Origin of the sequence: Solidesulfovibrio magneticus RS-1 (assembly GCF_000010665.1) — a bacterium.
In the GTDB taxonomy this organism is placed as follows: domain Bacteria; phylum Desulfobacterota; class Desulfovibrionia; order Desulfovibrionales; family Desulfovibrionaceae; genus Solidesulfovibrio; species Solidesulfovibrio magneticus.
In genome coordinates, this window is the sequence record NC_012796.1 from 2,578,402 (window position 1) to 2,603,252 (window position 24,851).

The window sequence follows — 24,851 nt, forward strand, 5'->3', positions numbered from 1 at the left end:
TGACATGCCCTGGCCCGTGAGGCACTACCGAAGAGAAGTTCGACGCTTTGGATGGCTTGCCTTTCCCGCAACGCTGAACCGTGTGGAGTTGCCATGACCGCCGCCTTGTCCCGAAAAAGCCTTCTTCCCCTGCTCCTGCTGTCGGTCCTGGTCATGACCGGCTGCAACGGCCGCCAAAAGACCAGCAAGGATTTCGACAAGGCTGTCGCGCCGACTCCCGCCGCCGTCCAGACGCCGGCCCAGGCTCCGACCCAGACGGCCGCCGCCCCGGCCTCGACCGAAACCGTCGCCGCCAAGCCGGCCGCCGCGCCCGTGGCCGCCGTCACCCAGACGGCCCCGGCCACGCCCCAGGCTGACGACTACGCGGAAACGCCCTACAAGCCCACGCCTGATCCGCTCTATTATTGGAACAAGACCTGGTTCAAATTCAATGACCTCTTCTACAGCGGCCTCATGCGGCCCTTTGCCAAGGGCTACGCCTTTGTGGTGCCCAAACAGGTGCGCAGCGGGCTGACCAACGCCTACCAGAACTTCATCTTCCCCATCCGCTTCTTAAACGCCCTGCTCCAACTGGACTTCAAGAAAGCTTCCAAGGAGTTCGGGCGTTTCATGATCAACAGCACCCTGGGCATCGGCGGTCTGGTCGATGTGGCCAAGGCCGATCCCAACCTGGCCCCGGGCAACGAAGACTTCGGCCAGACCCTGGGCCGCTGGGGCGTTGGCGACGGCTTCTACATTGTCTGGCCGCTGCTTGGCCCCTCCACCGCCCGCGACACCATCGGCATGGCCGGCGACGCCGCCGCCAATCCGCTGACCTGGATCTTCGGCCCCTGGTCCATCTACGGCGACGACAATCCCTGGTACTGGTCCTACATCATCAAGGGCGCGGACGTGTTCAACAACTTGCCGAACACGCTCGAAGCCTACGACGCCGTGGTCAAGCCGGCGGTCGATCCCTACACCGCCGTCAAGGACGCCTATATCCAGTACAGGCGAAACGCCGTCTCCCAGTAACCGCCGCGACATCCGACGCCGCCGCGCCCCCGGGCGCGGCGGCGTTTTTCATGGATCAGGCCCGATTCCATGCCCGTCCAAGACAAGTCCTCGGATCTGCCCCGACACAGCCAGCCTGCCACAGCCAAGGCTGAAGGACGGCTTCCTGGTTCCGACGCCGCAACCGCCCTGCGCCTGCCCTTGCTCGGCGGCGTCCTGGCCCTTTGCGCCAGCTACCGCACCCAACGTTTTTCCCGCCATGTCCATGAAGAATACGCCCTGGGCCGCATCGAAGCCGGGGCCTTGAGCTTCCGTTACCGGGGCGCCCGGGTGGTGGCTCCGGCCGGCAGCCTGTCCCTGGCCCAGCCGGGCGTGCCACACGACGGCGGACCGGCCGTGCCCGAAGGCTGGCGCTACCACATGCTCTATCTCCCGCCGACGGCCCTGGCCCAAGCCCTGCCGGCCGGCGCGAGCCTGCCGCACTTTCGCCCCGGCGTTATTGAGGACGCCGCCCTGGCCGACCTGTTCGGCCGTGTCCATGGCCTGCTCATGACGCCCCAGGCCCCGAGCCTGGCCAAACAGACGCGTCTGCTCGCCCTGCTGGCCGCCTGGATCGCCCGCCACGGCGACGACCATCCGGCCGCCCCGCCCATCGGCCGGGAACCGGGAGCCGTGGGCCAGACACTGGCCATCCTGGCCGAGCGCTTTGCCGAAGATGTGCGCCTGGAGGAACTGGCCGCCGCGACCGGCCTGTCCCCCTGGCATCTGGCCCGGGCCGTGACCCGCCATACCGGACTGCCGCCCCATGCCCATCTGCTGGAGTACCGCTGCCGGGCCGCCCGGGATCGCCTGACCGGACCGGAATCCCTGGCCGACATCGCCCTGGCCGTGGGTTTTGCCGACCAAAGCCACCTGACCCGGGTTTTCCGTGCCCGGTTCGGCCTGCCTCCCGGAGCCTGGCGCAAGATCGTTCAAGAAAAGCACCGCCGTCCCCGTTAGCTTCCGCCATCCTGACGATGGCGGAGGTTTTGCCATGTCTTCCCGCATAAAAGCGGTCGCGTCCCTGATCGCGGCCATGGTCCTGGTCGGCTCGTCCGTGGCCGTGGGCCGCTCCATGACGGCCGCGCTGCCGCTGTCCTTTGCTTCCCTGGCCCGGTTCGTCCTGGCTAGCCTGGTGCTCGTACCCCTGGTGGTAGTCGTCGAGGGACGCTTTCCCCGGGTGTCGCGGCGCACCTTTTACGCCTTGTTGGCCCAGGCTGCTTGCGGCTCCTTTGCCTTCACGGCCTGCCTGCTCTCGGGCCTTAAGTTGACCGGAGCCGCCTCGGCCGGGGTCACGGCCGCGGCCACGCCGGCCGTTGTCACGCTCCTTGGGGCCATCTGTTTCAAGGAAATCCCTGGCCGTTTGGCCCTGGCCGGCATCGGCTGCGTCACGGCCGGGCTGGCGGTCCTGGGTCTCGCGTCCGGTGGGCCGGTCATCGGCCCGGCTCCCTTCTGGGGCAACGCCCTGGTGCTTCTGGCCGTGTGCTTCGAGGCGGTGTTTTTGCTCCTGCGCCGCACCGTGCGCGAGCCGCTGTCCCCCCTGGCCGCCGCCATGTGGGTGTCGCTTCTGGGCGGACTCTTCTTTCTTGTCCCCGGCGTCTGCGAGGCCCTGACCCTGGACCTCGGCCATATCCCGCCACGCGCCGTGGGCGAGGTCGTCTACTACGGCCTGGGGGTCACGGCGGCGGCCTACATGTTCTGGTTTTACGGCGTGGTGCGGGTGGATGCGGCCACGGCCGGCGTGGCCTGCGGCGTCATGCCCGTGGCCGCCCTGGCCTGTGCCGCGCTGTGGTGCGGGGAAACCATTGGCTGGCGGGAAATGGCCGGCTGCGCCGGGGTGTTGGCCGGCATTCTGTGCCTGGCCGGCGGAGCGCGAAAAAAAAACGGGGCGGTCCGGGATTCGCATCCCTGACCGCCCCGGAAAAAGCGTCCATGGTGGCCCCGGCGGGCTTATGATCCGCCGGCCTTGGGCGGCGGCGGCACGTAGCCGTCGGGCAGGGGCGGGGCCGGCTCGACAATGGGCGGCGGGATGTTACCCGAGGGCTTGGGCGACGGAGCCTTGGCCGTGCCCGTGGCGGCCGGGGCCGTTTTGGCCGACCCGGCCGCGCCGGACTTGGGCGCGCCGCCCCGGTCCAGGGGCCGCTCCTCGGTCAGGTGCGGTTCGGTGACGCCGGCGGCGAAAAGCTCGCCCTCAAGCTCGGCCCGGTTGCCTTCCTTGACGGCGTAGACCTTGAAAAACGTCTTGTTGTTGAGCTTGCCCTGGTCGATGCGGGTGGAAAACCCGCGCGACTCCAGGGCGTTCATGAGCTCCGAGGCTTTTTCCTTGTGGGCGAATGAACCGGCCATGAAGGTAAACGTCGCCCGGTCCGACGGCGCGCCGGCCGGTTCTTCCGAAGCCGGGCCGGCCGGTTCGGGCATGGGAGCAGGACGCGCGGCGGCAGGCGCGGCCATCGCCGCAGCCTGCCCGCTGGCGGCCGCGGGAGCGCCGGAATAACCAGCCTGGGACGCGGCGGCCTGTTCGGCCTCGGCCGCACCGGGCTTGAAGGGCTTGGGCGCGAAACGGGGGTCGGTCACGGTCGGGGCCGGCTCCACCACGGGCGGCGCGATGGTCCGTCCCGTCCCGCCCGAGGCAGCCGGCATGGCCGGCGCGGCGGCAGCCGGTGCCGCCTGGGCCGGAAGCGGCCGGGAAGCGACCGGCGCGGGCGGTGGCGGTGGGGCATACGGAGCCGGAGTGTAGGCCGGGGGCGGCGGAGGCGGCGGTGTGGCGGACTGGCGCGGCCAGCCCGTGTCGGTAGGAGATTCGGGAGCCTGTTGCCCCCAGATCTCCTTTTCGAAATCCTTGTTGTTGGAAGCGCAGCCAGACAGGCCAAAGGCCAGCAGGAGCGCCGCGATAGGTATACGACGGTTCAAGGGGACTCCTCCCTGATAAGGACGAAGCCGGCAGGGCCGCGTCAGCAGATGCCCGCCAACCGGCTCAAGGTTTCCCTGGCGGCGTTGAATCGGCCGATGGCCAGGGCCAGGGCTTCGGCGGTTTGCTGTCTGGCCGCCGTTTCCACGGCGGCCGCCGCTCGGCTGAGCGCCTCGGCGCCGATGGAGGCGGCGGAACTCTTGATGGTATGGGCCTGCAAGGCCACGCCGTCCAGGTCTCCCGAAGCATAGGCCGCATCTAGGAGGCTGCGCCTGCGGCTCACCTCATCCCAGATGCAGTCGAACACGCGCCGAAAGCCGTCGGCGTCCACACCCATATGGCGACGCGCGGCTTCAGGATCAAACGTCGCCGGACGACGGGCGGCGGTTTCCCCATGTTCCTCGTCGGCTGCCATAAACGTCATTCCTTGGGCATGTTCAGTCGAGAAACACCACTTCGGTGCCGACGTCGATCAACTTGGCCATGTCCTTGCCCTCGTCGTTGCGCATGCGGATGCAGCCGCTGGTGACGGGCCGGCCGATGGAGTTGGGATTGTTGTTGCCGTGGATGCGAAAACCGTAGCCATGGGACAGGATGATCTTGAACGGTCCCATGGGATTGTCCTTGACCCCGGGGCCAACGTATTCGGGCAGGGGTTTGCCTTTTTTAAGCGCCCGTTCCTTCATGGCCGGCGTGGGCCGCCAGGAAGGCTCGAAACTGATGCCCGTGACCACGCCCCAGCCCTGGGGCGCTTCCATGTCCCGGCCCGGCACGGCCACCACGTAGCTTCGGGCCAGATGGCGCGATCCATCAGGCAGATTTTCATAGAGGAAAAGCTTGCGCTGGGACAGATGGACCTCGATGGAATAATGATTCTTGCGGGCATTGTAGGCGGCGGCGTCTTCCGGGGCCACGGGTTCGCCGGTGGTCTGGGACGGGGCCAGGGTGGCCAGGAAGCGGTCCAACCCGCCGCCGTCGGCCACCGGCGCATAGGCCATGGCGGGCGCGGAGGCGGCCGGTTTTACCGCAACCGGCGCGGCCGAGGGTTTGGCCGCCGCTTTGGCGACAGGCTCCTGGGTTGATGTCCCGGTAGTCCCCTGCACAAACGCCACTTCCTTGGGACGCATTGCCTCAGTGGGCTGTTCCGTCGCCCCGCACGGCGTCGCGGCCGCCAAAGCCAGCGCCGCGATCCCGAAAATCCATCCCCGCATCGTTCCCATCCTCCGACGCATCCAGTCGCCCGCACTGTCCGGCCTTGCCATAAACCGTCCGTCCCGACAAGCCCAAACGGAATCAAGCGGTTTTATACCGCACCAGCGGTCGCCGCCGGCCGGCCGGCCGGGCATAGGCCACGGCCGGCCAGCCCAGGGCCAAAACGGCATGGACGGTTTCCTCTCGAGGCAACCCCGCCGCCGCCTTGACCCGCTTGTCGTGACGCATGGCCTCAACAGCGTAGCCGATAAGGCAGGAGCCAAGCCCCAGGCAGTGGGCGGCCAAAAGCATGTTGCCCGTGGCCAACAGCGCATCCTCGGCCGGACAGCTTGCCCCGGGTCTGGAGCCGACCACCACCACGGCCGTGGCCCCGTGAAAAAGCCGGTCCGTGCGGTCGCGCTCCCAGGCGGCCAACGCCTCGGCCACCGACGCATAATGCTCGCGGTAGTAGTCTTCCAGCTCCCGGCGACCCAGGAGGGCGTAGCCTTTGCGCACGAGCCGATTGGCGGCCAGGCGATTGACGCGGCCGAAAAAGCCGGCCACGGCCTGGCCCAGGCTCATGACCGCCGCCCGGGTGGCCAGCACCGTGAAGGTCCAGGCCTGGGAATTGGTGCCCGACGGCGCGGTGATTCCGGCGCGAATCACATCCTCAATGACGGGGCCGGGCACGGGGCGCTCCAGATAGCGCCGGCAGGAACGCCGGGAGCGCATAATGTCGACCAGCCGGCCGGCCTGGCAGCCGCCCGGGGCGATCTGCTCGCCAGAGGGCTCGATGACGTCGTAGGCCTGGGCCCAGGGATCGTCGCCGGGAATGGTCAGGGCGCACTGGGGACACACGGCCCGGCACTGGCCGCAGCCGATGCAGCCGGCCCCGGCCACCACCACCAGGCCGTCGCCCAGGGACAACACCCCGGACGGACAGACCGTCACGCACTCCCCGCAGCCCACGCAGGCGGCGGCGTCCAGTATCGGCGAATCACTCCCCATGCGAACCATGCCTTTTTTTTGCGAAAACTATTTCCGTCCCGCCTTGCGAGACGTCGCGCCGGCCTCAGGAGAACCGGCCTCGGTCCCGGGGGCGCGCGGCAGGCGGCGGGCGGCCACGAACCAGCGTTCGTAATCCGTGCCGGAAAGCTTGTCCACGCCCACGCCGCCACGCCTAGGACTGGAATGGAGCATCCGGCCGCTGCCGAGATAGATGCCGACATGGCTGATGCCGACGTCCAGATTGGTGGCGAAAAAAAGCAGGTCGCCCGGGGCCAGTTCGGCCGTGGCCACGGCCGACCCCAGCCCGGCCTGGAGCCGGCTTTGCCGGGGCAGGGAGCAGCCGAAAATGGCGTAGACAGCCTTGGTCAGGCCCGAGCAGTCGATGCCGGCCGGGGTATCGCCGCCCAGACGGTAGGGCGCGCCCAGGTAAGGCTCGGCCGCGCGAAGGATGCGCTCCCCGACTTCGGACAGCGGTCCCATGTCGGCCGGCAGCACAGCCCCCCGGGTGATCGGCGGCCCGCCCAGGGCGTTTTGCTCCCGCAGCGCCTTGACCAGGGCCTCATGGTCGGCCTTGGCCTCGCTGTCGTAGAGCGGTTTGTAGTGCTCGCTTAACTTGTTCGGACTCGTATGGAGCATGCCCAGGCTGTCTTCATAGCCGTAGACGGTGCGCGCCTGGGCCGGCAAGGCGGCCCAAAGCGACAGGCAGCAACAGGCCGCCGCCAGCAAGCGACGCGCGGCGAAAATGGGGCGGCGCATCAGCTGCCCCCGTAGACGAAGCGGCGGCCGTCGTCGATACGCAGGGTTTTGACGCATTCCCGTCGAAAGGCGCACAGCTCCTGGCCGCAACGGTCATGGACGCCCCAGGCGAAGCACGGGGCAAAGCCTTCGCGCTGCTGGATGGAGCGCACGGCGTCGATGGTGGTCAGCCCCGAGACGTCCAGGCCCAGTTCCCGGGCCTTGGTCATGAGTTCGCGCACGTCCAGGCCCATGGGACCATAAAAGGCCTCGCGCCCCAGGCCCGCCTCAGGGGTGTCGAAAAGCCGCACCGCCACCACCGCCCCACCGCCATCGCCCTGGCGCAGGTCGATTTCGCCGTTGTGTTCCAGCACGGCCTTGCGGGCCAGGGTCAGGCCGATGCCGGCTCCCCGGGCCTTGGTGGTGAAAAAGGGATCAAAGACAAACGAGCGCAGTTCAGGCCGCACCCCGGGTCCGTCGTCGGCGACGGTGAGTTGGCTGACGTCGTCGCGCCGGGCCAGATTGATGGACACGCGCACGCGTTCATGGCCGGAAAATTCCACGGCATTCAGCAACACCTCGTCCAGGGCCAGGGAGAGCAAGGCCTCGTCAGCCACGATCTCCACGTCTTCCAGGGAAATATGGCTCTCCAGACGTTTGTGGAGGCCTTCGGCGCTGCGGGCGGCCCGGGAAAGGGCCTCTTCCACCAGCCGGCCCAGGCGCACGGCGGCAAACCGGGGGCTGCCAAGGGTCGACAGGCGCACCACCGCGCCGACCAGATCTTCCAGCCGCCGGGCTTCCTGGAAGATGATCTCGGGATATTCCACGGGCAGGCGGCGTTCCTTGTGGTCGCGCAGGAGTTTGAGCGCGAAGCCGCCGATGGCCGCGGCCGGATTGCGCACCTGGTGGGCCACGGACAGGGCCAGGTTGTTGAGGCTCTCGATCATGTCGTGCTGGAGGCGGTTTTTTTCGCGAAGGGCGGCGTTTTCCCGCTCGCGGCTGCGATACAGCGCCGTGACGTCGTCAAAAAGGAGGGTGACGCCAATAGGCTTGCCGTCAACGCTCGGACAGGTGGCGGTCATGGAAAAGCGGCGCATCTCGCCGTCCGGGCGCTGGTAATCGGCCAGACACTGGCGGTAGGGCCGTCCGCTTTCCACGGCTTCGACGAGATTGCGATTAAACGATTCATTGGCCGGGGCGGGCAGAAGCAGCGTATGCCAATCGCATCCCTCAAGGCTGGCTTCGGGCAGGCCAAGCAGATAGGCCGCCGAGGGACTGGCGGCGATGACCGTGCCGCGCGGACCGATGACGAGCAGGCCCACGGGTATGGTCTTGATGACGTTTTGAACGAGTATTTGTCTGACGCTTGGCATGGCGCTTCCCGGCCCCTTGGAGACGACTCATCCAAAGTAGGCCCGCTTCGGTCCGATGACAAGACCGGACCGAAGCGGAGCGCAACACGAACGGGGGGAGGATCTTACTGGTTCTTGGCCGCAGCCGGGGTCTTGGCCGCCACGCCGACGAATTCGTCAAAAACTTCGTAGGGAACGGCCCCACGCACCGGCGCGCCGTTTATGAGGAACACTGGAGTGCCTTCGAAACCGAAGTCCCGGGCTTCCTTGGTGTCGGCGGCGACCCGGTCGGCAAGCGCCTTGCTTTTGACGTCCTCGGCCAGCTTCTTGGCGTCCGCGCCGACTTCCTTGGCAATCGCGTCAAGGACTTCGTCGCCCTTCTCGGCCACGTCCTTTTGCCGAGCAAAGACCTTGTCCATGAAGTTCCAGGCCTTCTTGGCGTCCTGCTGGGCGATGGCCTCGAAATAGAGCGCGGCCCGCACGCTGTTTTTACCCGTGGCAAAGTGTTTGAACACCAGCCGGACGTCGTCAGGGCGTTTTTCCATCACGCTTTTGACGGTGCCCGAGGCCTGGCCGCAAAAGTGGCACAGGAAATCGGAATATTCCACGATGGTCACCGGGGCGTTTTGCGGACCAAGCGCAACCCGGCCGGCCTCCATGACCGGCGTGAGGGGCTTGGCCAGGGCCTGGCTGAAGCGCGCTCGCTCCAGGTCTTTCTGGCGCGCCCGGGCCGTGGTCTCGATGACTTCCAAAACGGCCGGACCCTGCTGGCGAATGGCCTCGACCACGATTTCAGGATGTTCGCGCAGCACCTTGCGAACCCGCTCCAGGTCGTCGTCGGCCGCGGCCGGCATGGCCGTAAGGCCAATAACGGCCAGCGCGACGAGCACTTTCCATTTGCCCATGCTTCCTCCAGATAGCGCGCCGTGACAGCGCTTTCGATGCCGCCCGTCATAGACCCTTTCGCCCGGGCTGTCATCCGTTGCCCATCGACGCCACGCGGGGCACGTGGTAGGCTGGCGCCATGGAATGGCTTATTCTCCTGGCCGCGCTGGTGGCCGGCCTATTCGCCTTTTGCCTCAGCGGGGCCAAGCAGCAGCCCGGCGGAACCTGACTGCCCGAGACCTGTCGCCGTCGGCGACCGCCTGAACAAACGCCATCAGCTGCCGATGACGCCGGCCGCCCCCGGCCGTGAGGACCGCCCATGCTTTGCCGCCCCCCTCGCCATCCCCTCGCCGCCCTCGCCCTGGCCCTCTGGGTCGTACCAGCCTTGTTGGCCGCTTGTGAAAGCCAGCCTACAACCGATCCCGACCGCAAGGCCAAAGCCTACGCCCTGTACGAAGGCTACAAAAAGGATTTTCCCGAGGCTGGGGCAATACGTCCCGAGGAAGCCTTGAAACTGCGGCAAGACGGTGGCGTGGTCTTCATCGACGCCCGCTCTGAGGCGGAACGGGCCGTGTCCACCCTGCCCGGAGCGATCACCGAGCAAGACTATCTGGCCGACCCGGGCCGATTTGCCGGAAAGCAGGCCGTCATCTACTGCACCATCGGCTACCGTAGCGGGGTGCTGGTCCAGAAACTTGCGGCCAAGGGCATGGCCGCCGCCAATCTGGCTGCCGGGATAGTGGGCTGGCTCCACGCCGGGGGAAGCCTCGTCGACGCCTCTGGCGCACCGACCAGACGCGTCCATGTCTACGGCCGCACCTGGGATCTCGCCCCCCTGGCTTACACGGCCGTCTGGTAGGGCCGCCGGCCGGCCGATCGGCGGTTTCCGTCAGGCCGGGATACGCCGCGCCTCACCTTTCATCCGCGCAACCCTGCGCCTTTTCCCCAAAACACGCCTCCGGCTCCCGGCCGTAATAGCGGCGGTAGTAGCGCCGGCCCGTGGCGTCGGCCAAGCCCAACCGCCGGGCGGCCAGATAGCCCAGGCACATGGCCACGACACCGGCCGCCTTGCCGCCAAAGCCCGAGCCGACCCAGCGCCGGCCCGAGGCCGTGACGCCGCCGCCCAGGCACAGCGTCTCCCCGGCCTGGCGCAGGAGCAAGGACAGTTCCACGTCTTCCATGAGGGCCAGGGCCGGAAATCCGCCGGCGTCCTCCAGGGCCTCGCGCCGGAAAAACTGGCCCTGGTCGCCGAAGCCAATACCGCAAAACCGCGCCCGCAGGGCATTGAGCAGCCCAAGGACGCCGAGCCCGTAACGGCGCGTGTCGTAGGTCATGCCGACCACGCCGCCGACCGCCTCGGGGCAACGGTCCAAAGCGGCCAGAATCCGGGCTGGCACGTCGGGGGCGATCACGGCGTCGGCGTGCAGAACAAGGACCACCTCGCCCCGGCAGGCGGCCAAGCCAGCCGCGATCTGCCCGCCCCGCCCGCCGCCCGCCGCGACGACTTTCGCGCCAAATCCGGCGGCCAGGGAAGGCGTGCCGTCGGTGGAGCCGCCGTCGGCCACCACGACCTCGTGCACCCCCGTGCCGTCCAGGCTTTCCAGACAGCGCACAAGCCCCCTGCCCTCGTTACGGGTCGGCACGACGACCGAGAGCCGCCGTGGTCTTTGCGCGGGGCCGATCGGGACGGCCAGCCCGGGTCGCCAGGCGGAAAGGGCCAGGAGCAACAAGAACGGCAGCCAGATCGTGGCCATGGCCAGTCCCTGGCCGCCAAGTTCCTGGGCGCGAAGCCAGGTCGGGGTCACGGCCAAACCTTGAGCGGCCAGGAGCCATAGGGCAGGCCAGCCCGGACGCAGGGTCCACAGCGGCAGGACCATGAGCAAATACCAGGGATAGACCGTGGGCAAAGCGGCAAGGCCGACCAGACCGGCGAAAAGCGGCCCGCGCCCCCGATCCTGGAAGGCCAACCAACCGGCCATGAGCACCGCGCCGCCAAGGCCCAGGGACACGGCCGGGGCCAGGGAGCCGCACAGAGGCCAGACCAGGGCCGTCAACGGTCCGCCCTGAGCCAGGTAGCCGGCAAAGGCGGCAAGCGACTGAAAAAAGGCCGGGCCAGCCGCGCGGTAAGGCCAAAAGCTCGCCAGCGGCACGAGACAGGAGGCGGCCTGGCGCAGATTGCCCGGCCGCAAAAAAAAAGGAATGAGCAGCAAAACTGGATACTTCACTAGCCCGGCCGCGCCCAGGCACAAAAAACCCCAGCCGTCGCGGCGGGTCGCAAAGGCGGCCAGAGCCAGGGAAACACCCAAGGCCACCAGCGCGTCGAGATGGCCTTCCCCCGCGCCCATGATCAGGGACAGGGGGGAAAGCACATACAGGGCCAGCCAAGCCGGCGGCAGCCGACGCTTGGCCAGGACCACGGCCAGGGCCAGGGCGGCCAGGAGATCGGCCAGGGCAAAGGCTGCCCGGAAAGTCATGGGGGTGGGCGAGACGGCGGCCACGGCCCGGCAGAACAGCTCGGCCAGGGGCGGATAGGCGGCGGTCAGCTCGGGGTGGTTGACCCGGCCAAGGACGGCCACGGCCTGGGCGGACAACAGCCCAGGCAGCCTCGGGTCGCCGGGCGCGATCAAATAAGGGTTGCCTCCGGCCAGCTGCATGTCGCCTTCGACGATGTAGCGAAAGACGTCGGTGTCGACCGGCCAGGCCCAGACAAAGAGCAGCCGCGCGCCAAGGCCCAGGGCCAGCACGGCGGCGGTGACGCGGCCGCGATGCCCTCCGGTCGGCCAGCTACGCACGGCCAGGACCAGGGTGGCGAAAGCTGCGGCAAAACAGGCGGCATACAAGTAGCGCCCGGCCTCCAGACGGCCGCACAGGGCCAGGGCGACAAGAGCCGCCAGGCAAAGCAGTCCGCGCCAGACGTGGCCAGGCAGGCCGGCAAACGCACCGGCCAAACACGCCCCGCCGGTCCCCACTGCCTGATGCACGCTTGGAAGCCTTCGTGTCACGGACGCTCCGGCATAGCGGCAGGCGCGCTGCCCGTGCCGTCGCCCTGGGGCGGCTGGCCCAAAGGCTCGCCTGATGGCGGTCCATCACCGCCGACACCAACAAGCGGCGCGTCCGCGCCGATAAGGGCCGAAGTCCATGGCCCGGGCGCATCATTGAGGGACCAGTCATAGTCGTCATACACCGGCCGGCGCTCCGCCAGGGCGTCAAGCGCCGCGCCCAGCGCCGGCCCGGCAAAGCGTCGCACAAATTCCCACTGCCGGTCCCGGCCGCCGAAATCCTCGGCATACCAGTCAAAAATGCGGATCAGACGCAACCGGCCGCCGTCCACCCTCGCTCCGGCCGGGTCGTTCAGGCAGGCTCGAGTCCGTTCCTCCAGCATGGCGTCCAGGACCTCTCCCCGGTAGGGAACGGACAGCAGCGGCGGACAACTCTTGGAGGCGCAGTTGAGCACGAAGTGCAGCCGGGGGTCCGGGTATTGCCGGCGCAGGATGCCGTGCTCGATGTCGTCCAGGGAAAAGGTCTGACCGCCCAAACGCACAAAGGAACGCTTCCAGGGCGAGGCCAGGAAGCCGCCGGCCTCCTTGATGGAGGATATCCCCGGCCAATGGTCCATGATGAGGCGGATGGTCCACAGGTTATAGGCGTTTATATAGAGCGCTACGCGATCAGGCCGGGCCAGGGCTTCGGGGTTTTCGGCGGCCATGAGCGCCAACGTCACGTCAAGACGGGCCATGTCCGCCTTGATGCCCGCATAGTTCACCACGCTCCCGCGTACATGGGCGGCCAAAAAATCACCGTATTGGTCAAGATAGTCAGGAGATTGGGCAGCTTTGGCAAAGCCTGCGAAAAGCAACAACAAAATCGCCAGTAAAACCATCTTGGACACATCAACCTCCTCAACGCTCTGGGATAAACCCCGCAGTGACGGTTCAGCGCAGGAGTTGGACATCAGGCGCGATGAGCCGTGGAAAACCAATTGAATTCCTTCCGGTATTGTTGCATATTCCTTCGGTCTTCAGTTCGTTGGGGGGCATAACGTCGTCGAACCCGCGCACCGGCAACCCTTGTGCAACAACCATGACGCAACCCAGGTCTTCCGACGCAGCCCCGCCCCGACGCCCAGGCCTGAGCCTGCTCTTCGGCCTTTATGCACTGACTTTTTCCCTTTTCCTGCCGCCGCCGGCCTACGCCAATTCTCAGCCCCGTTTCCAGCGGTTGTCCCTGGAACAAGGGCTTTCCCAATCCTATGTCGTCTGCATGGCCCAGGACAAGCTGGGTTTTCTGTGGATCGGCACCTACGACGGCCTCAACCGCTACGACGGGACCAATGTCGTGGTCTACCGCAACATCCCGGGCCGGCCCGACTCCCTACCGGATAACAGCATCCGCACGCTTTTCGTCGATCCCGTAGACGGCACGCTGCTTGTGGGCACCAAAAACGGCGGTCTGGCCGTCTATGACCGCGAAGCCGACCGTTTCCGCCCCTACCCTGTGGCAGCCCCCTACCCCAGCGGCGATGTGGACAAGGAAATCCGGGCCATAGCCAGGGATGCGGCCGGCAATCTCTGGGTAGGCGGCGCAGCCGGCCTGGCCCGCATCTCGCCGGCCGGTGCCGTGGACGCCATGGCCTTGTCTGACCAGAACGGCAGTACCGTCAAAAATTCGGTTATCGCCATAAAAGCCCGGGCCGACGGCAGTCTGCTCGTAGCCACCAATCGGGGCGTTCATGCCGTGAATCCAGCCGACGGCCAGGCCGCGGCCCTGCTTCCCGGCCCCCTGGGCGAGCTTCCGGCCGACGCGCGCATCAACGGCATTGCCTGCGACGGCCCGGACACGCTCTGGGTGCTCACGGAAATACACGGCGCTTATCGGTTCAATCAAGCCACCGGCCGGTCCGATCACCATCTGCCCGGCCTGGCCACCTGGTTTGCCTTCCGCGACTCCTGGGGCGGCCTTTTCATCGGCACCAACCGAGGACTGGCCCGCATGTGGCCGGACCCGGACCAGCCGGGAAAGTTGATCCCGTCCATGGCCGTCAACAATCCCCTGGACCCGGAAAGCTTGTCCCAGGACGAGGTGTTGTGCGCCCTGGAGGATACCGGCGGCCTGTTGTGGTTCGGCACCTATTCCGGCGGCGTGAGCCGCTACAATCCCGCCTATCAGGCGTTTTCCGTCTACCGGGCCGGACCGGGACTGCCCACCGCCCTGTCCGGCAGTGCGGTCAGCGCCGTGGCCCAGGAAAGCGCCGACATCGTCTGGGTCGGTACCCGCTACAACGGCCTCAATCGCATCGACCGCCGCACTGGCGAGGTCACGGCTTTCCGCCACGACCCGGCCAACCCGGACAGTCTGGCCGACGACGGCGTCAACTGCCTGCTCTTTGACCGCCAGGGTCGGCTCTGGGTCGGGGCTACCGACCGGGGACTGGACCGCTACGACCCCGATAGCGGCCGCTTCGTCCACTACCGCCACGACCCCCAAAACCCTGAGTCCATCAGCCAGAACAAGATATGGTGGATCGCCGAGGATGAAGACGGCATCCTGTGGCTGGGCTCCAGTTCGGGCGGCCTTAACCGCTTCGACCCGACAACGGGCAAGGCCAAGGTCTATCGCAACGATCCCAATAATCCGGCCAGCCTCAGCCACAATCGTGTGCGTCACATCACCCCGGCCCCGGGCGGCATCCTGTGGATCGGCACCAATGCCGGACTCAACCGTTTCGACAAAAACACCGAAACCTTCACCCATTGGGAACACGACCCGGACAACGCCAATTCCCTGTCTAACAACCGCGTCACCCCCATTCTTCTTGATCCGTCAGGGGTCTTGTGGATCGGCACCGATGCGGGACTCAACCGTTTCGAGCCGCGCACCGGGCGTTTTCAGCGCGTCACCATGGCCAACGGCCTAGCCAACGACGGCATCCAGGGGATGCTGCAGGACAAGGACGGCAATTTGTGGTGCAGTACCTTCCGGGGGCTTTTCCGCTACAGCCCGGGCAACGGCGAGGTGCGCAACTATTCGGATCGGGATGGTCTGGCCGGCCTGGAATTCTGGATGAACGCCTACGCCCAGGGCAAAAATGGCGAAATGTTTTTTGGCGGCACAAACGGCTTAACCGCTTTTTTCCCCAGCCGTATCCGCCCAAACCCCCACGCCCCGCCCGTGGTCCTGACCGGGCTTGCCGTGCGCAACAAACCCTATGGCGCCAACCCTGTCACGGTAAGAAATTTAGCCCTTGGCCACGAGGACAACGTCGTGGAACTGTCCTTTGCCGCCCTGGATTTCGCCGATCCGCCCCGAAACCTCTTCTCCCACAAGCTCGAAGGCTTTGACCCGGAATTCTCCCCCCCGGCAGGCAACAATACCGTCACCTACACCAATCTTTCCCCCGGGGAATACCGCCTGCGCGTTCGGGCCTGCAATAACGACGGTGTCTGGAACGAAACAGGGCTGACGCTGGCCATTGCCGTGGCCCCGCCCTTTTGGGGCACCTGGTGGTTTCGCGCCCTGGCCGGACTGGCTGCCCTGGCCTTGCTCCATGGCGGCTACAGACTGCGGGTTTCCGCCCTGGAGAAGCGTCGCCGGGAACTTGAGGCAACCGTGCGTCGCCGCACCGCTGACCTCGAAAACGAAATCGAGGACCGCAAGGCCGCCGAAGATGCCCTGCACCGCAGCCGTCTGAGCTTTTCCGCCATTTTCCAATTCTCGCCCCTGGCCGTCACCATCAGCGAAGAGCAGTCCGCCAGGATGCTGCGCGTCAACGAGGCATTCAGCCACCTGACCGGTATCCAGGCCGAGCAGGCCATTGGCCGAACATCTGAGGAGCTGGGCTTCTGGGAACGCTTCGAAGATCGCCAACAGCTTTTGATCGAACTGCAAGTCGCCGAATCCGTCACCAACCGGGAACTGGCCTTTCGTCATGCCGATGGCCATCGCATCGTCGGCCTTTGTTCCTGCACGGTCATCGAGGCTTTCGAACGGCGCTGCCTGCTCATGCTCATCGTCGATATTACCGAACGCAAGGCCCTAGAAAGCGAACTCCTGGCCGCCCGGGAACGGGCCGAGCAAGGCAGTCGGGCCAAGTCCGACTTCCTGGCCAACATGAGCCACGAGATCCGCACCCCCATGAACGCCATCATGGGCATGGCCGACCTTTTGGCTGACACCCCGCTCACGCCCCGCCAGAAGCGCTATGTGGACATCTTCCAGCACTCCGGCCAAATCCTCATGCGCGTCATCAACGACATCCTCGACCTGTCCAAGCTTGAAGCCGGCAAGCTGACCCTGGAGCCCGAGCCTTTCGACCTGCCCGAAGCCCTGTTCCAGACCTGCGCCGTGTTCACGCCCCAGGCCGAGGAAAAAGGCCTCCCGCTGTTCTGCGATCTTGATCCAGGCTTGCCTCGCCGTGTTTACGGCGACCCCATCCGCCTCACCCAGATCGTGGCCAATCTGTTGGCCAACGCCTGCAAGTTCACCCACGAGGGCGAGATCCGGCTGTCGGCCTCGGCCACGCTTCTTGGCCCTTCCGCCTTCCTTTTGCGCCTGACCTGCCGGGACACCGGTGTCGGCATCGCCCCTGATGACATTGCCCGGGTCTGCGACAATTTTTTCCAGGTGGGCGGCAATCAACGCCGGGGAACAGGCTTGGGGCTGGCCATCTCCAAGCGCCTGACGGAACTGATGCAGGGGGAATTATCCATCCAAAGCATCCTTGGCCAAGGAGCCACCATCACGGCCACGGTCAGGCTGGAGATCGCCGCCGAATCCGCTTCAGGAGAGCAAACGCCGGAATCCTCCTTGGTCGCGGAGCTTGCGGACGCCGGCGGCCAGCCCTGGCGGGTGCTGTTGGCCGACGACTCTGTGGGCAACCGTCAGGTCGTCAGCCTGTTCCTGGAAAATCAGCCGGTTATCTTGGAAGAAGTGGAGAACGGCCAGGATGCCCTGGACCGGTTCAAGAAAGGCGGCATCGACATCGTGCTCATGGACCATGTCATGCCGATCATGGACGGGCTGACCGCCGTGCGGGCCATGCGTGAACATGAATGGATGTCCGGCCTTAGATCCACGCCCATCATCGGCATCACCGCCCGGGCTTTTCCAGAGGACGAGGCTGCCTGCCTGGAGGCCGGTTGTTCTGCCTACCTGAGCAAGCCCGTTCGCCGCAGCGCCCTGCTCGCCGCCATGCAGGGGCTCCTTGGCCGCCGGGACGACTGATCACCGCCCAAACCAGAGACTTGCCCACGCCAGAACGGTTACTGCCCGAGCCGGAAGCTGATGACGGCGCGCTGATCGTCGATAAAGGCGTACAGCAGGCTTTGGACGTCCGCGTACTCCTTTGCCGTATACGCCGTCTTGTTGATAACCAACTCCCGCTTGACTGTGAGCTTTCCGTCAATAACCTCGTAGCTGGCGGTAAAGCGCCCTGCCGGACTGTTCAGGTCCACGGCCGCCGGCAGATGTTCGACCGCAGCTTTCAAAGGTAAGGCGATGACCGAACGCCAGGAGTATTGCCTGGCCCCTACGATGACCGGATAGTGGCGCGGTGTGCCTGTGGTGAGATAGGCGCGCAGATTGTTCGCCGGCGCGACGTCGAGGCCAAGGGGCACGGTCATGTACACCAAGGGGGAAGACTGGACCACGCCGTGGGGGCTCGTTCACTGGCCCTCGATTTCCAAATGTTTGGTCAGATCGCGCGGGTTCGTCGAGCGAATTTCTCCATAGCCGCCTTCCGGAGTGGCCTGGAGCAGCTGATTGGCCAAGGCGGCCAGGGAACTCGCCCCGGCCAGGACGCGGCGGACAGCGCCGTCCGCGCCGGGGGAAAGGGTCATGCGGACCTTCCCGTGCACCGTCCCGTCGGCATCCACGGACAACTCGGCGTTATACTGGTAGGTATTGGAGGCCGGGGTCTGGGCCGGAGTTTGGCGCTTCTCCCCGTCGCCGCTGGCGATGACCGTCAGTTTGTCGGCCAGGCCGTTGTCGAGGACGCCAAAAACCGCGAACGGATCGGTGGGATTGGCGTAGGTGTCGAAGTCCGGCAAATAAGCCAGCACATGATTGAACGACGCCGAAGACCACAGCGGCAACGGTTCCATGCTTATGCCCCAGTTCACAAGGGCCGGCAGCACGCGGATGCCCAGCGTCCCCAGCAAGGCCTGCATGAGCACGACATGGTCTTTGCAGTCGCCGTAGCCGTTGCGCAAGACGGTTGCCGCCTCATGGGGCACGACATTGTCGCTTTCATTGAGAAAAACGGCCACGTAGCGGATATGGGCCGCCACCCAGTCATGGACGGCCCGGGCCGCGTCAAGCCCCTTGGCGTCGCCGACGATGTTTCGTGCCAAGGCTGCGATTTCCGGCGTCGGCGCAGCCTTGCCGGCGCTGCGGGCCGCATAGACGGCTCCCAAGGCCTCGTAGCCGGCCAGGGTGGTGGCGACAAAGACCGGCCCGACGTCCATCGGGGAAACCATGGACGCCTCGGCCGGTGACAAGGCGCCGACGTCGATGGCGGCGGTCAGCACCCGGTTGCTGCCAGCCTGGGCGTCATCGACCGCGAAACCACCGCGCTGGCCCCACTGCAGCGGCACGGACGACGGAGCCTCGATGCGCGTCTCCTGGCGCATGTGGCCCCCAAGGCCCAGGGCAAAAACAACATTGAAGCCGAAGACGGCGGGTTTGCTGACGACATGCCGCCAGGTGCAGTGCACGACGCTGCCGAGGCGCAGCTGGGGAAATTCGATGGTCGTCGTCTGGGAGGCCACGAACCCCGGCGTGTTCCGGGCGGCGGCGCTGGGGCGGGTGAAAATGTTCTCCGCCGGCACGTCGAGGCGCTGTCCGTCCGGCTGGAGCACCCAGGCTTCGAGCACCTCCAGGGTCGCGGCGGCAGGGTCGAAGGTGAAAGCCGCCGTGCTGTTGGCTGCCAGCAAATGTTCATCGGCAAGAACAAGTTCCGAGGTTTGCGTCTCGACGTAGGTCAGGTCGGCCGCCACGAGATAGTCATTGCGCTGCAGACGATGGACTCCCTCCGGCAAGGCGGCCAGGGCATTGCCCGCGAAAAGCGCCCAGACGGCAACGCCCCAAAGGGCAACTTGTAAACTACAAACGTTTCCCAAAAATTTTGGGCACTTCACAGCCATACGTCTTCCTTGGCCAGCCCGGTGCATCACGTCCGGGCCGAAAGGGAACCACCGCCTTATTCCAGTTCCCGGCACACGGCTTCGCCAAGGCCGCCAGGCCGCATGGGCCGCCACCCCGAAGCGGGCGACAGGGTGCGGTCCAGGAACTTGCCGTCCACCCCGACCCAAGCCGCCTGCTGCCGGATGATCCGCCCCTGACCGCAGTCCAGGGTCACCCGTTCCAGGGCATAGGCCACGCCGGTGGGAAAGCCCATCTCATGGGCGATCTCCAGCCCCTCGGCCTCGTCGAACACCCGCTTTACCCGAAGCCGCAGCACCTCACCCGAGACGCGCACCGAATGCCGGTCATAGTAGAGTTCCACCGACCTGTCGTCATGGGCGGCCAGAAAACGCCAGTCCGTGGCCTGGGCCGGTGGGCAGACGGCCAGAATATAAACCAGGGCCGTAAGCAGCAACATCAGGCGCATCGCACACCTCCCGGAGACGGAAAACAACGGTTTCAGGCTATTAGCATTCTTATAGCCAGCCCTCAAGCCGGCAGTCGCCCAGCATCCCGCCACATCCCACATCCCTTTGACGCAGGGGCAAAAGGGCCTTATGACTCCCCCGGGGAGTCGGACAGGCTGTCGTCGCGGGCCGCAAGACCCGGGGAGGAAAGTCCGGGCTCCACAGGGCAGGACGCTGGATAACGTCCAGCGGGAGCGATCCCGGGAGAGCGCCACAGAAAACAAACCGCCGGCGCCTGCGCCGGTAAGGGTGAAACGGTGGGGTAAGAGCCCACCAGTTGCCGCGGCGACGCGGCAAGCTCGGCATGCCCCGTTCGGAGCAAGACCAAATAGGAAGGCGTTAAGGCTGGCCCGGCCGTGCCTTCGGGTAGGTTGCTTGAGGCCGCGAGCAATCGCGGTCCTAGAGGAATGATGGCCGCCCCGGTTTATCCGGGGAACAAAACCCGGCTTATCGGCCGACTCCCCCTTTTTTATCACGCTTTAGCGCAAAGGATTCCCCGTGTCCCTGTGGACCGTGCTGCTCGCCGCCGGCTCCGGAACCCGTCTGGCCCAGGCCTCGGGCGGCGTCAAAAAACAGTTTCTCTCCGTCGGCGGCCGCCCGCTCTACTGGAAAGCCCTGACCGCCTTTGCCAAGTCCCCGGACGTGGCCGGCGTGGTCGTGGTTTTTGCGCCCGAAGACCTGGCCGAGGCCACCCGTGAGCTGGCCGGCTTCCTGGATGCCAATCACCCGGGCCTGCCGGTCCTGACCGCCGCCGGCGGAGCCAGACGCCAGGATTCCGTCAAAAACGGCCTCGACGCCCTGCCCCGCGAAGCGCGTCTGGTGCTGATCCACGACGCGGCCCGGCCCTTTGTCGATGCCGGGCTCATCGCCCGGGTGGCCGACGCCCTGGCCGCCGGACGCAAGGCCGTCATCCCGACCCTGCCCGTCACCGACACCGTCAAGCAGGTGGACGGCGACAGGGTGACCGCCACCCTGCCCCGCCATGAGCTGGCCGCCGTGCAAACGCCCCAGGGCTTCGACCTGACCCTGCTGCGGCAAGCCTATGCCCACGCCAGACCGGATTTCGACGTCACCGACGACGCCAGCCTGGTCGAACACTACGGCCAGCCCGTTTTCACCGTGCCCGGAGCGCCGCGCAACATGAAAATCACCCATCCCGAGGATCTGGCCAGCCTGGCCGAGGCCGCCGCGCCGCCCGTGCCCGTCACCGGCTACGGCTACGACGTCCACCGCTACGCCGATCCGCGCAACCCCGGCAAACAGCCCCCGCGCCCCATGAAGCTCGGCGGCTTCCCCATCCTCGGCGCGCCCGAGGTGCTGGCCCACTCCGACGGCGACGTGCTGCTCCATGCCCTGACCGACGCGGTGCTGGGCTGCGTGGCCGGCGGCGACATCGGCCGGCTCTTCCCGGACAGCAACCCGGATTTCGACAACATGGCCTCGGGCGTGTTCTTGAGCGAAGCCCTGCTGGCCGCCAAGGCCAAGGGCCTGACCATCACCCACGTGGACCTGACCATCATCGCCCAAATTCCCAAGATCAGCCCCCACGCCGAGGCCATCCGCCTCAACGTGGCCGCGCTTTTGGGGCTCAATAAAGAGCAAGTGAACCTCAAGGCCACCACCGAGGAAGGCCTGGGCTTTACCGGCGAGAAAAAAGGCATCAAAGCCGTCGCCCTGGTCTCCGGCTGGCGACGCCCGTAAGGTGCTGGGCTCTGCCCAGACCCGGCCGGGCGCTGCCCGGCGCCCGCCGGGGGGCTTAGCCCCCCGGACCCCCAACCTGGGTTGCCCATGAGCGCAACAACGTAACCGGGCGGCTGGCTATAATAACGTTAAAGCTAAACTTGAACTATCGCACCCCACCCCCTTAAAAAGTTTTTGGGGAAGGAGGGGGTCCAGGGGGAGGAAACCCCTTTTTTCAAAAAGGGGTTTCCTCCCCCTGGTTGACTTTGGCCCTTGGCTTTGCAAAGGGTGGGAACTTTTCGACGGGAGGCGAGGATGCAGCTGTACAATACCATGACCCGGACCAAGGAGCCGTTCGTTTCCCGCGTGCCGGGGAAGGTGGCCATGTACGTGTGCGGGATCACCGCTTACGACCTGTGCCACATCGGCCACGCCCGCTCGTCGGTGGTTTTCGACGTGCTCGTGCGCTATCTGCGCCATATCGGCTTTGACGTGACGTTCGTGCGCAACTTCACCGACGTTGACGACAAGATCATCAAGAAGGCCAACGCCGAGGGGACGACCTCCCAGGAAATCGCCGAGCGGTATATCGCGACCTTCTATGAAGACATGGACAAGCTCGGAATACTGCGCCCCAACGCCGAGCCCAAGGCCACGGAATACATCGGCGAAATGGCTTCCCTGGCCCAGCGGCTTATCGACAGCGGCCACGCCTACCGCACGCCGTCGGGCGACGTGTATTTCCGGGTGCGTTCCTTTGCCGGCTACGGCAAGCTTTCCGGCCGCGACGTGGAAGACATGCGTTCCGGCGCGCGGGTGGCCCCGGGCGAGGAAAAGGAAGATCCGCTGGATTTTGCCCTGTGGAAGGCCTCCAAGCCCGGCGAGCCGGTCTGGGAAAGCCCCTTTGGCCCGGGACGTCCCGGCTGGCACCTGGAGTGCTCGGCCATGAGCGAAAAGCTTCTTGGGATGCCCATCGACATCCACGGCGGCGGCCAGGATCTCATTTTCCCCCACCACGAAAACGAGATCGCCCAGAGCGAGGCGGCCATCGGCGGGGAATTTTGCCGTTACTGGGTCCATAACGGCTTCGTGCGCATCAACACCGAGAAGATGTCCAAGTCCCTTGGCAACTTCATCACCATTCGCGACATCTACGCCCGCTACCTGCCCGAAGTGCTGCGGTTTTTCCTTCTCTCCTCGCAGTATAGAAGCCCGCTCGACTATTCCGACCAGGGCCTGGACGAGGCAGAAAAAGGCATCAAGCGCATCTACGCCGCCAAGGTGCAAATGGAGCAGGCGCTTGGCCGCGCCAAGTGGAGCGAGACCAAGCTGCCGGCCGACGTGACGGAAGAGCTGTCGCGCCACGAGGAAGGCTTCACCGCCGCCATGGACGACGACCTCAACACCGCCCAGGCCATGGGCCACGTGTTCGGCCTGGTGCGCCTGGCCGGCCGGCTCATGGAAGACAAGACCCTGGCCAAGAGCCGCGAGACGGCCGAGGTCCTGGGCCGCATCCTGGCCGATTTCGGCGTCTGGGCCGAGGTGCTTGGCGTGTTCGGCACGGACGCGACGGCCTTCCTGGCCGATCTCAAGGCCTGTCGCCTCACGCGCCTGGGCATCGACGCCGCCCGGGTGGATGGTCTGGTGGCCGAGCGCCAGGACGCCCGCAAGGCCAAGGACTTCGCCCGCTCCGACGCCATCCGCGACGAGCTGGCCAGCCTTGGCGTCACGGTCATGGACACGCCGACCGGCCCGCAATGGGACATCGCCTAGCCAAAGACATGCCGCGCATCGTCTACATCCACCACAATTGCTTCGTGCTGGAGGCGGGGGAACGAACGCTGCTGTTCGACTACCCCGCCCCGGCCTATCTGCCCGAGGCGGCGGCCCGGATCTGCGCATCGCATCTGGCCGGGCGGCAGCTGACTGTCTTTGCCTCCCACAGCCATGACGACCACTTCGATCCGGAGATCGTCGCCGCGACCAGCGGCGCGGCCGCCCGGCAGTTCGTGGTGTCCGACGATGTGGCCGACCTCTACGGCGACGCCCTGCCGCCGGGCCGTATCACCATGGAACCCGAGGATCGGGTGGACCTAGACGGCCTGACCGTGACCGCCCTGGAAAGCAACGATATGGGGCTGGCCTATCTGCTCGAAATGGACGGGCTGACGGTCTATTACGGCGGCGACATGGCCCTGTGGGACTGGCCGGGCAACTCGCCCGCCGCCAACCGGGCCGTGGGCATGACCTGGCGGCGGCAACTGGGTCGCCTTGAAGGCAAGCGCCTGGACGTGGCCTATTCCAATACCGACCCAAGGCTGCCGGAAAGCCTGTGCGGCGCGCCGGAACTGCTTGACCGGGTGCGCCCCCGAGTTTTTGTCCCCATGCACCTCGGCGGCCATGTCCACTACCTGGACACCTTCGCCCCCCGCCTGACGCGCCCCGGCACGACGCTTTTCCGCTACGCCAAGACCGGCGATATTTTAGATATTTGAGGCGAATTTAAAGCTGGATGTGAAGAAGAAGAGCCTCCGGCGGCCGGGGGCCTGAGGCCCCCGGACCCCCAAATGGGATGTCGAGGGCCGGGGGGCAGATTCCCGGCCTCCGCCGCCTCGTCCTAGCCTACCGACAGTCAAGCTCCAGGCCCACGGGGCAGTGGTCGGACCCCATCACGGCCGCGTCGATCCAGGCCCGCTTGACCTTGGGCCGCAGTTCCTCGGACACGAAGAAATAGTCGATGCGCCAGCCCACGTTGCGGTCCCGGGCCTTGAACCGGTAGTCCCACCAGGAATAGTGCCCGCCTTCGGTCGTGAACAGCCGGAAGGTGTCGACGTAGCCGGCGGCGACGAAGCGGTCGAGCCAGGCGCGTTCCTCGGGCAGAAAGCCGGAGGTCTTTTCGTTGGCCTTGGCGTTTTTGAGGTCCAGGGCGGTGTGGGCGGTGTTGAAATCGCCGCAGACCACGATGGGCTTGTGCTTGCGGAGTTCTTCGGCATGGGCCAGGAAGGCGTCGTAGTAACCGAGTTTGTAGGCCAGCCGCTCCGGCCCCCGGCCGCCATTGGGGAAATAGATGTTGAAGAAATGGAATTCCTCGTATTCGAGGTGGAGTAGCCGCCCTTCACCGGCAAAAGCGGGATCGGGCAGTTCCATGGCGATGGACAACGGCTCGGCCCGGTAGAAGCAGCCGACCCCGGAATAGCCTTTTTTCACCGTGGAACTGCACCAGACGGTCTTGTACTGGTCGGTGTGGCCGAAATCCGCTTCATGGCCGGTCTGGATTTTGGACTCCTGGATGCCGACCACGTCCGCACCGCTGCCGGCCAGCCAGTCCCAAAAGCCCTTCTGCACCACGGCCCGCAGGCCATTGACGTTCCAACTCACCAGTATCATACGAATCCTTTAGTCGTCTCCGCCGAC

21 protein-coding genes and 1 other RNA gene are annotated in these 24,851 nt (G+C 66.1%); 9 read left to right on the forward strand and 13 right to left on the reverse strand.

From position 1 onward, the window contains the following. Nucleotides 1-93: 93 nt before the first annotated feature. The 3 genes from DMR_RS10965 to DMR_RS10975 all read left to right on the forward strand — a co-directional run bounded on the left by DMR_RS10965 (nt 94) and on the right by DMR_RS10975 (nt 2,944). On the forward strand, nt 94-1,014 hold the full coding sequence (locus tag DMR_RS10965; RefSeq protein WP_015860972.1) for an MlaA family lipoprotein: 921 nt from the start codon (nt 94-96) through the stop codon (nt 1,012-1,014). A gap of 69 nt (nt 1,015-1,083) precedes the next feature. Further along, complete coding sequence (locus DMR_RS10970) at nt 1,084-1,992, forward strand: AraC family transcriptional regulator (protein ID WP_015860973.1); 909 nt, start codon at nt 1,084-1,086, stop codon at nt 1,990-1,992. 34 nt (nt 1,993-2,026) lie between these two features. Then, nucleotides 2,027-2,944 (forward strand): DMT family transporter, encoded by a 918-nt coding sequence (locus DMR_RS10975; RefSeq protein ID WP_015860974.1) that lies wholly within the window; start codon nt 2,027-2,029, stop codon nt 2,942-2,944. 38 nt (nt 2,945-2,982) lie between these two features. On the opposite strand, the gene DMR_RS10980 is transcribed toward DMR_RS10975, so the two are convergent. The 7 genes from DMR_RS10980 to DMR_RS11010 form a co-directional block, all read right to left on the reverse strand. Next, nucleotides 2,983-3,942, reverse strand: coding sequence for an SPOR domain-containing protein (locus DMR_RS10980; protein WP_015860975.1), 960 nt, complete (start codon nt 3,940-3,942; stop codon nt 2,983-2,985). A 41-nt stretch (nt 3,943-3,983) separates the two neighbouring features. Further along, nucleotides 3,984-4,355: an Hpt domain-containing protein gene (locus DMR_RS10985; RefSeq protein ID WP_148208409.1), complete on the reverse strand. Its 372-nt coding sequence runs from the start codon at nt 4,353-4,355 to the stop codon at nt 3,984-3,986. 22 nt (nt 4,356-4,377) lie between these two features. Continuing rightward, nucleotides 4,378-5,043 carry a L,D-transpeptidase gene (locus DMR_RS10990; protein WP_232502909.1) on the reverse strand — a complete coding sequence of 222 codons (666 nt, stop codon included), beginning with the start codon at nt 5,041-5,043 and terminating at the stop codon, nt 4,378-4,380. Between the two features lie 190 nt (nt 5,044-5,233). Further along, nucleotides 5,234-6,139 (reverse strand): nitroreductase family protein, encoded by a 906-nt coding sequence (locus tag DMR_RS10995; protein WP_043600517.1) that lies wholly within the window; start codon nt 6,137-6,139, stop codon nt 5,234-5,236. Between the two features lie 27 nt (nt 6,140-6,166). Further along, nucleotides 6,167-6,895 (reverse strand): C40 family peptidase, encoded by a 729-nt coding sequence (locus DMR_RS11000; protein ID WP_148208410.1) that lies wholly within the window; start codon nt 6,893-6,895, stop codon nt 6,167-6,169. After that, nucleotides 6,895-8,247: a two-component system sensor histidine kinase NtrB gene (locus DMR_RS11005; RefSeq protein WP_015860980.1), complete on the reverse strand. Its 1,353-nt coding sequence runs from the start codon at nt 8,245-8,247 to the stop codon at nt 6,895-6,897. The genes DMR_RS11000 and DMR_RS11005 overlap by 1 nt, the downstream gene beginning before the upstream one ends. Nucleotides 8,248-8,351: 104 nt before the next feature. After that, on the reverse strand, nt 8,352-9,131 hold the full coding sequence (locus DMR_RS11010; protein ID WP_015860981.1) for a DsbA family protein: 780 nt from the start codon (nt 9,129-9,131) through the stop codon (nt 8,352-8,354). A 299-nt stretch (nt 9,132-9,430) separates the two neighbouring features. On the opposite strand from DMR_RS11010, the gene DMR_RS11015 reads away from it, so the two are divergent. Then, complete coding sequence (locus tag DMR_RS11015) at nt 9,431-9,970, forward strand: rhodanese-like domain-containing protein (protein WP_015860982.1); 540 nt, start codon at nt 9,431-9,433, stop codon at nt 9,968-9,970. A gap of 52 nt (nt 9,971-10,022) precedes the next feature. On the opposite strand, the gene DMR_RS22405 is transcribed toward DMR_RS11015, so the two are convergent. Both DMR_RS22405 and DMR_RS11025 read right to left on the reverse strand, forming a co-directional pair. Further along, nucleotides 10,023-12,113 (reverse strand): glycosyltransferase, encoded by a 2,091-nt coding sequence (locus DMR_RS22405; protein ID WP_015860983.1) that lies wholly within the window; start codon nt 12,111-12,113, stop codon nt 10,023-10,025. Next, entirely contained in the window at nt 12,110-12,991 is an 882-nt protein-coding gene (locus DMR_RS11025) for a DUF547 domain-containing protein (protein WP_232502928.1), read from the reverse strand. The genes DMR_RS22405 and DMR_RS11025 overlap by 4 nt, the downstream gene beginning before the upstream one ends. 200 nt (nt 12,992-13,191) lie before the next feature. On the opposite strand from DMR_RS11025, the gene DMR_RS11030 reads away from it, so the two are divergent. Then, nucleotides 13,192-17,331 (forward strand): hybrid sensor histidine kinase/response regulator, encoded by a 4,140-nt coding sequence (locus DMR_RS11030; protein ID WP_043600520.1) that lies wholly within the window; start codon nt 13,192-13,194, stop codon nt 17,329-17,331. Nucleotides 17,332-17,369: 38 nt separating this feature from the next. On the opposite strand, the gene DMR_RS11035 is transcribed toward DMR_RS11030, so the two are convergent. From DMR_RS11035 to DMR_RS11045, 3 genes are read right to left on the reverse strand one after another with little or no spacing between them, the layout of a single operon-like run. Continuing rightward, the gene (locus DMR_RS11035; RefSeq protein WP_015860986.1) at nt 17,370-17,729 is read right to left on the reverse strand and encodes a DUF3858 domain-containing protein; all 360 of its coding nucleotides are present in this window, start codon (nt 17,727-17,729) and stop codon (nt 17,370-17,372) included. A gap of 42 nt (nt 17,730-17,771) precedes the next feature. Next, complete coding sequence (locus tag DMR_RS11040; RefSeq protein WP_043600525.1) at nt 17,772-19,250, reverse strand: DUF3857 domain-containing transglutaminase family protein; 1,479 nt, start codon at nt 19,248-19,250, stop codon at nt 17,772-17,774. Between the two features lie 56 nt (nt 19,251-19,306). Further along, nucleotides 19,307-19,717: a hypothetical protein gene (locus DMR_RS11045; protein ID WP_043600527.1), complete on the reverse strand. Its 411-nt coding sequence runs from the start codon at nt 19,715-19,717 to the stop codon at nt 19,307-19,309. A 143-nt stretch (nt 19,718-19,860) separates the two neighbouring features. On the opposite strand from DMR_RS11045, the gene rnpB reads away from it, so the two are divergent. From rnpB to DMR_RS11060, 4 genes are all read left to right on the forward strand, one after another. Beyond that, nucleotides 19,861-20,223, forward strand: an RNA gene (gene rnpB, locus DMR_RS22705) — RNase P RNA component class A. A gap of 32 nt (nt 20,224-20,255) precedes the next feature. Beyond that, nucleotides 20,256-21,458, forward strand: coding sequence for a 2-C-methyl-D-erythritol 4-phosphate cytidylyltransferase (gene ispD, locus DMR_RS11050; RefSeq protein ID WP_015860988.1), 1,203 nt, complete (start codon nt 20,256-20,258; stop codon nt 21,456-21,458). A gap of 294 nt (nt 21,459-21,752) precedes the next feature. Then, nucleotides 21,753-23,210 (forward strand): cysteine--tRNA ligase, encoded by a 1,458-nt coding sequence (cysS, locus tag DMR_RS11055; protein ID WP_015860989.1) that lies wholly within the window; start codon nt 21,753-21,755, stop codon nt 23,208-23,210. An 8-nt stretch (nt 23,211-23,218) separates the two neighbouring features. Next, entirely contained in the window at nt 23,219-23,932 is a 714-nt protein-coding gene (locus DMR_RS11060; protein ID WP_015860990.1) for an MBL fold metallo-hydrolase, read from the forward strand. A 127-nt stretch (nt 23,933-24,059) separates the two neighbouring features. On the opposite strand, the gene DMR_RS11065 is transcribed toward DMR_RS11060, so the two are convergent. After that, on the reverse strand, nt 24,060-24,824 hold the full coding sequence (locus DMR_RS11065) for an exodeoxyribonuclease III (RefSeq protein ID WP_015860991.1): 765 nt from the start codon (nt 24,822-24,824) through the stop codon (nt 24,060-24,062). Nucleotides 24,825-24,851: the final 27 nt, after the last annotated feature.

What these genes read in the sequence shown, in the direction of transcription:
- DMR_RS10975 (WP_015860974.1), top strand. Translation starts at nt 2,027, where the DNA reads ATGTCTTCCCGCATAAAAGCGGTCGCGTCCCTGATCGCGGCCATGGTC.
- DMR_RS11045 (WP_043600527.1), bottom strand. Translation starts at nt 19,717, where the DNA reads ATGCGCCTGATGTTGCTGCTTACGGCCCTGGTTTATATTCTGGCCGTC.
- DMR_RS10970 (WP_015860973.1), top strand. Translation starts at nt 1,084, where the DNA reads ATGCCCGTCCAAGACAAGTCCTCGGATCTGCCCCGACACAGCCAGCCT.
- DMR_RS11030 (WP_043600520.1), top strand. Translation starts at nt 13,192, where the DNA reads ATGACGCAACCCAGGTCTTCCGACGCAGCCCCGCCCCGACGCCCAGGC.
- DMR_RS10965 (WP_015860972.1), top strand. Translation starts at nt 94, where the DNA reads ATGACCGCCGCCTTGTCCCGAAAAAGCCTTCTTCCCCTGCTCCTGCTG.
- DMR_RS10995 (WP_043600517.1), bottom strand. Translation starts at nt 6,139, where the DNA reads ATGGGGAGTGATTCGCCGATACTGGACGCCGCCGCCTGCGTGGGCTGC.
- DMR_RS11065 (WP_015860991.1), bottom strand. Translation starts at nt 24,824, where the DNA reads ATGATACTGGTGAGTTGGAACGTCAATGGCCTGCGGGCCGTGGTGCAG.
- DMR_RS11005 (WP_015860980.1), bottom strand. Translation starts at nt 8,247, where the DNA reads ATGCCAAGCGTCAGACAAATACTCGTTCAAAACGTCATCAAGACCATA.
- DMR_RS11010 (WP_015860981.1), bottom strand. Translation starts at nt 9,131, where the DNA reads ATGGGCAAATGGAAAGTGCTCGTCGCGCTGGCCGTTATTGGCCTTACG.
- DMR_RS10985 (WP_148208409.1), bottom strand. Translation starts at nt 4,355, where the DNA reads ATGGCAGCCGACGAGGAACATGGGGAAACCGCCGCCCGTCGTCCGGCG.
- DMR_RS11015 (WP_015860982.1), top strand. Translation starts at nt 9,431, where the DNA reads ATGCTTTGCCGCCCCCCTCGCCATCCCCTCGCCGCCCTCGCCCTGGCC.
- DMR_RS11035 (WP_015860986.1), bottom strand. Translation starts at nt 17,729, where the DNA reads ATGACCGTGCCCCTTGGCCTCGACGTCGCGCCGGCGAACAATCTGCGC.
- DMR_RS11025 (WP_232502928.1), bottom strand. Translation starts at nt 12,991, where the DNA reads ATGGTTTTACTGGCGATTTTGTTGTTGCTTTTCGCAGGCTTTGCCAAA.
- DMR_RS11040 (WP_043600525.1), bottom strand. Translation starts at nt 19,250, where the DNA reads ATGGCTGTGAAGTGCCCAAAATTTTTGGGAAACGTTTGTAGTTTACAA.
- cysS (WP_015860989.1), top strand. Translation starts at nt 21,753, where the DNA reads ATGCAGCTGTACAATACCATGACCCGGACCAAGGAGCCGTTCGTTTCC.
- DMR_RS11060 (WP_015860990.1), top strand. Translation starts at nt 23,219, where the DNA reads ATGCCGCGCATCGTCTACATCCACCACAATTGCTTCGTGCTGGAGGCG.
- DMR_RS11000 (WP_148208410.1), bottom strand. Translation starts at nt 6,895, where the DNA reads ATGCGCCGCCCCATTTTCGCCGCGCGTCGCTTGCTGGCGGCGGCCTGT.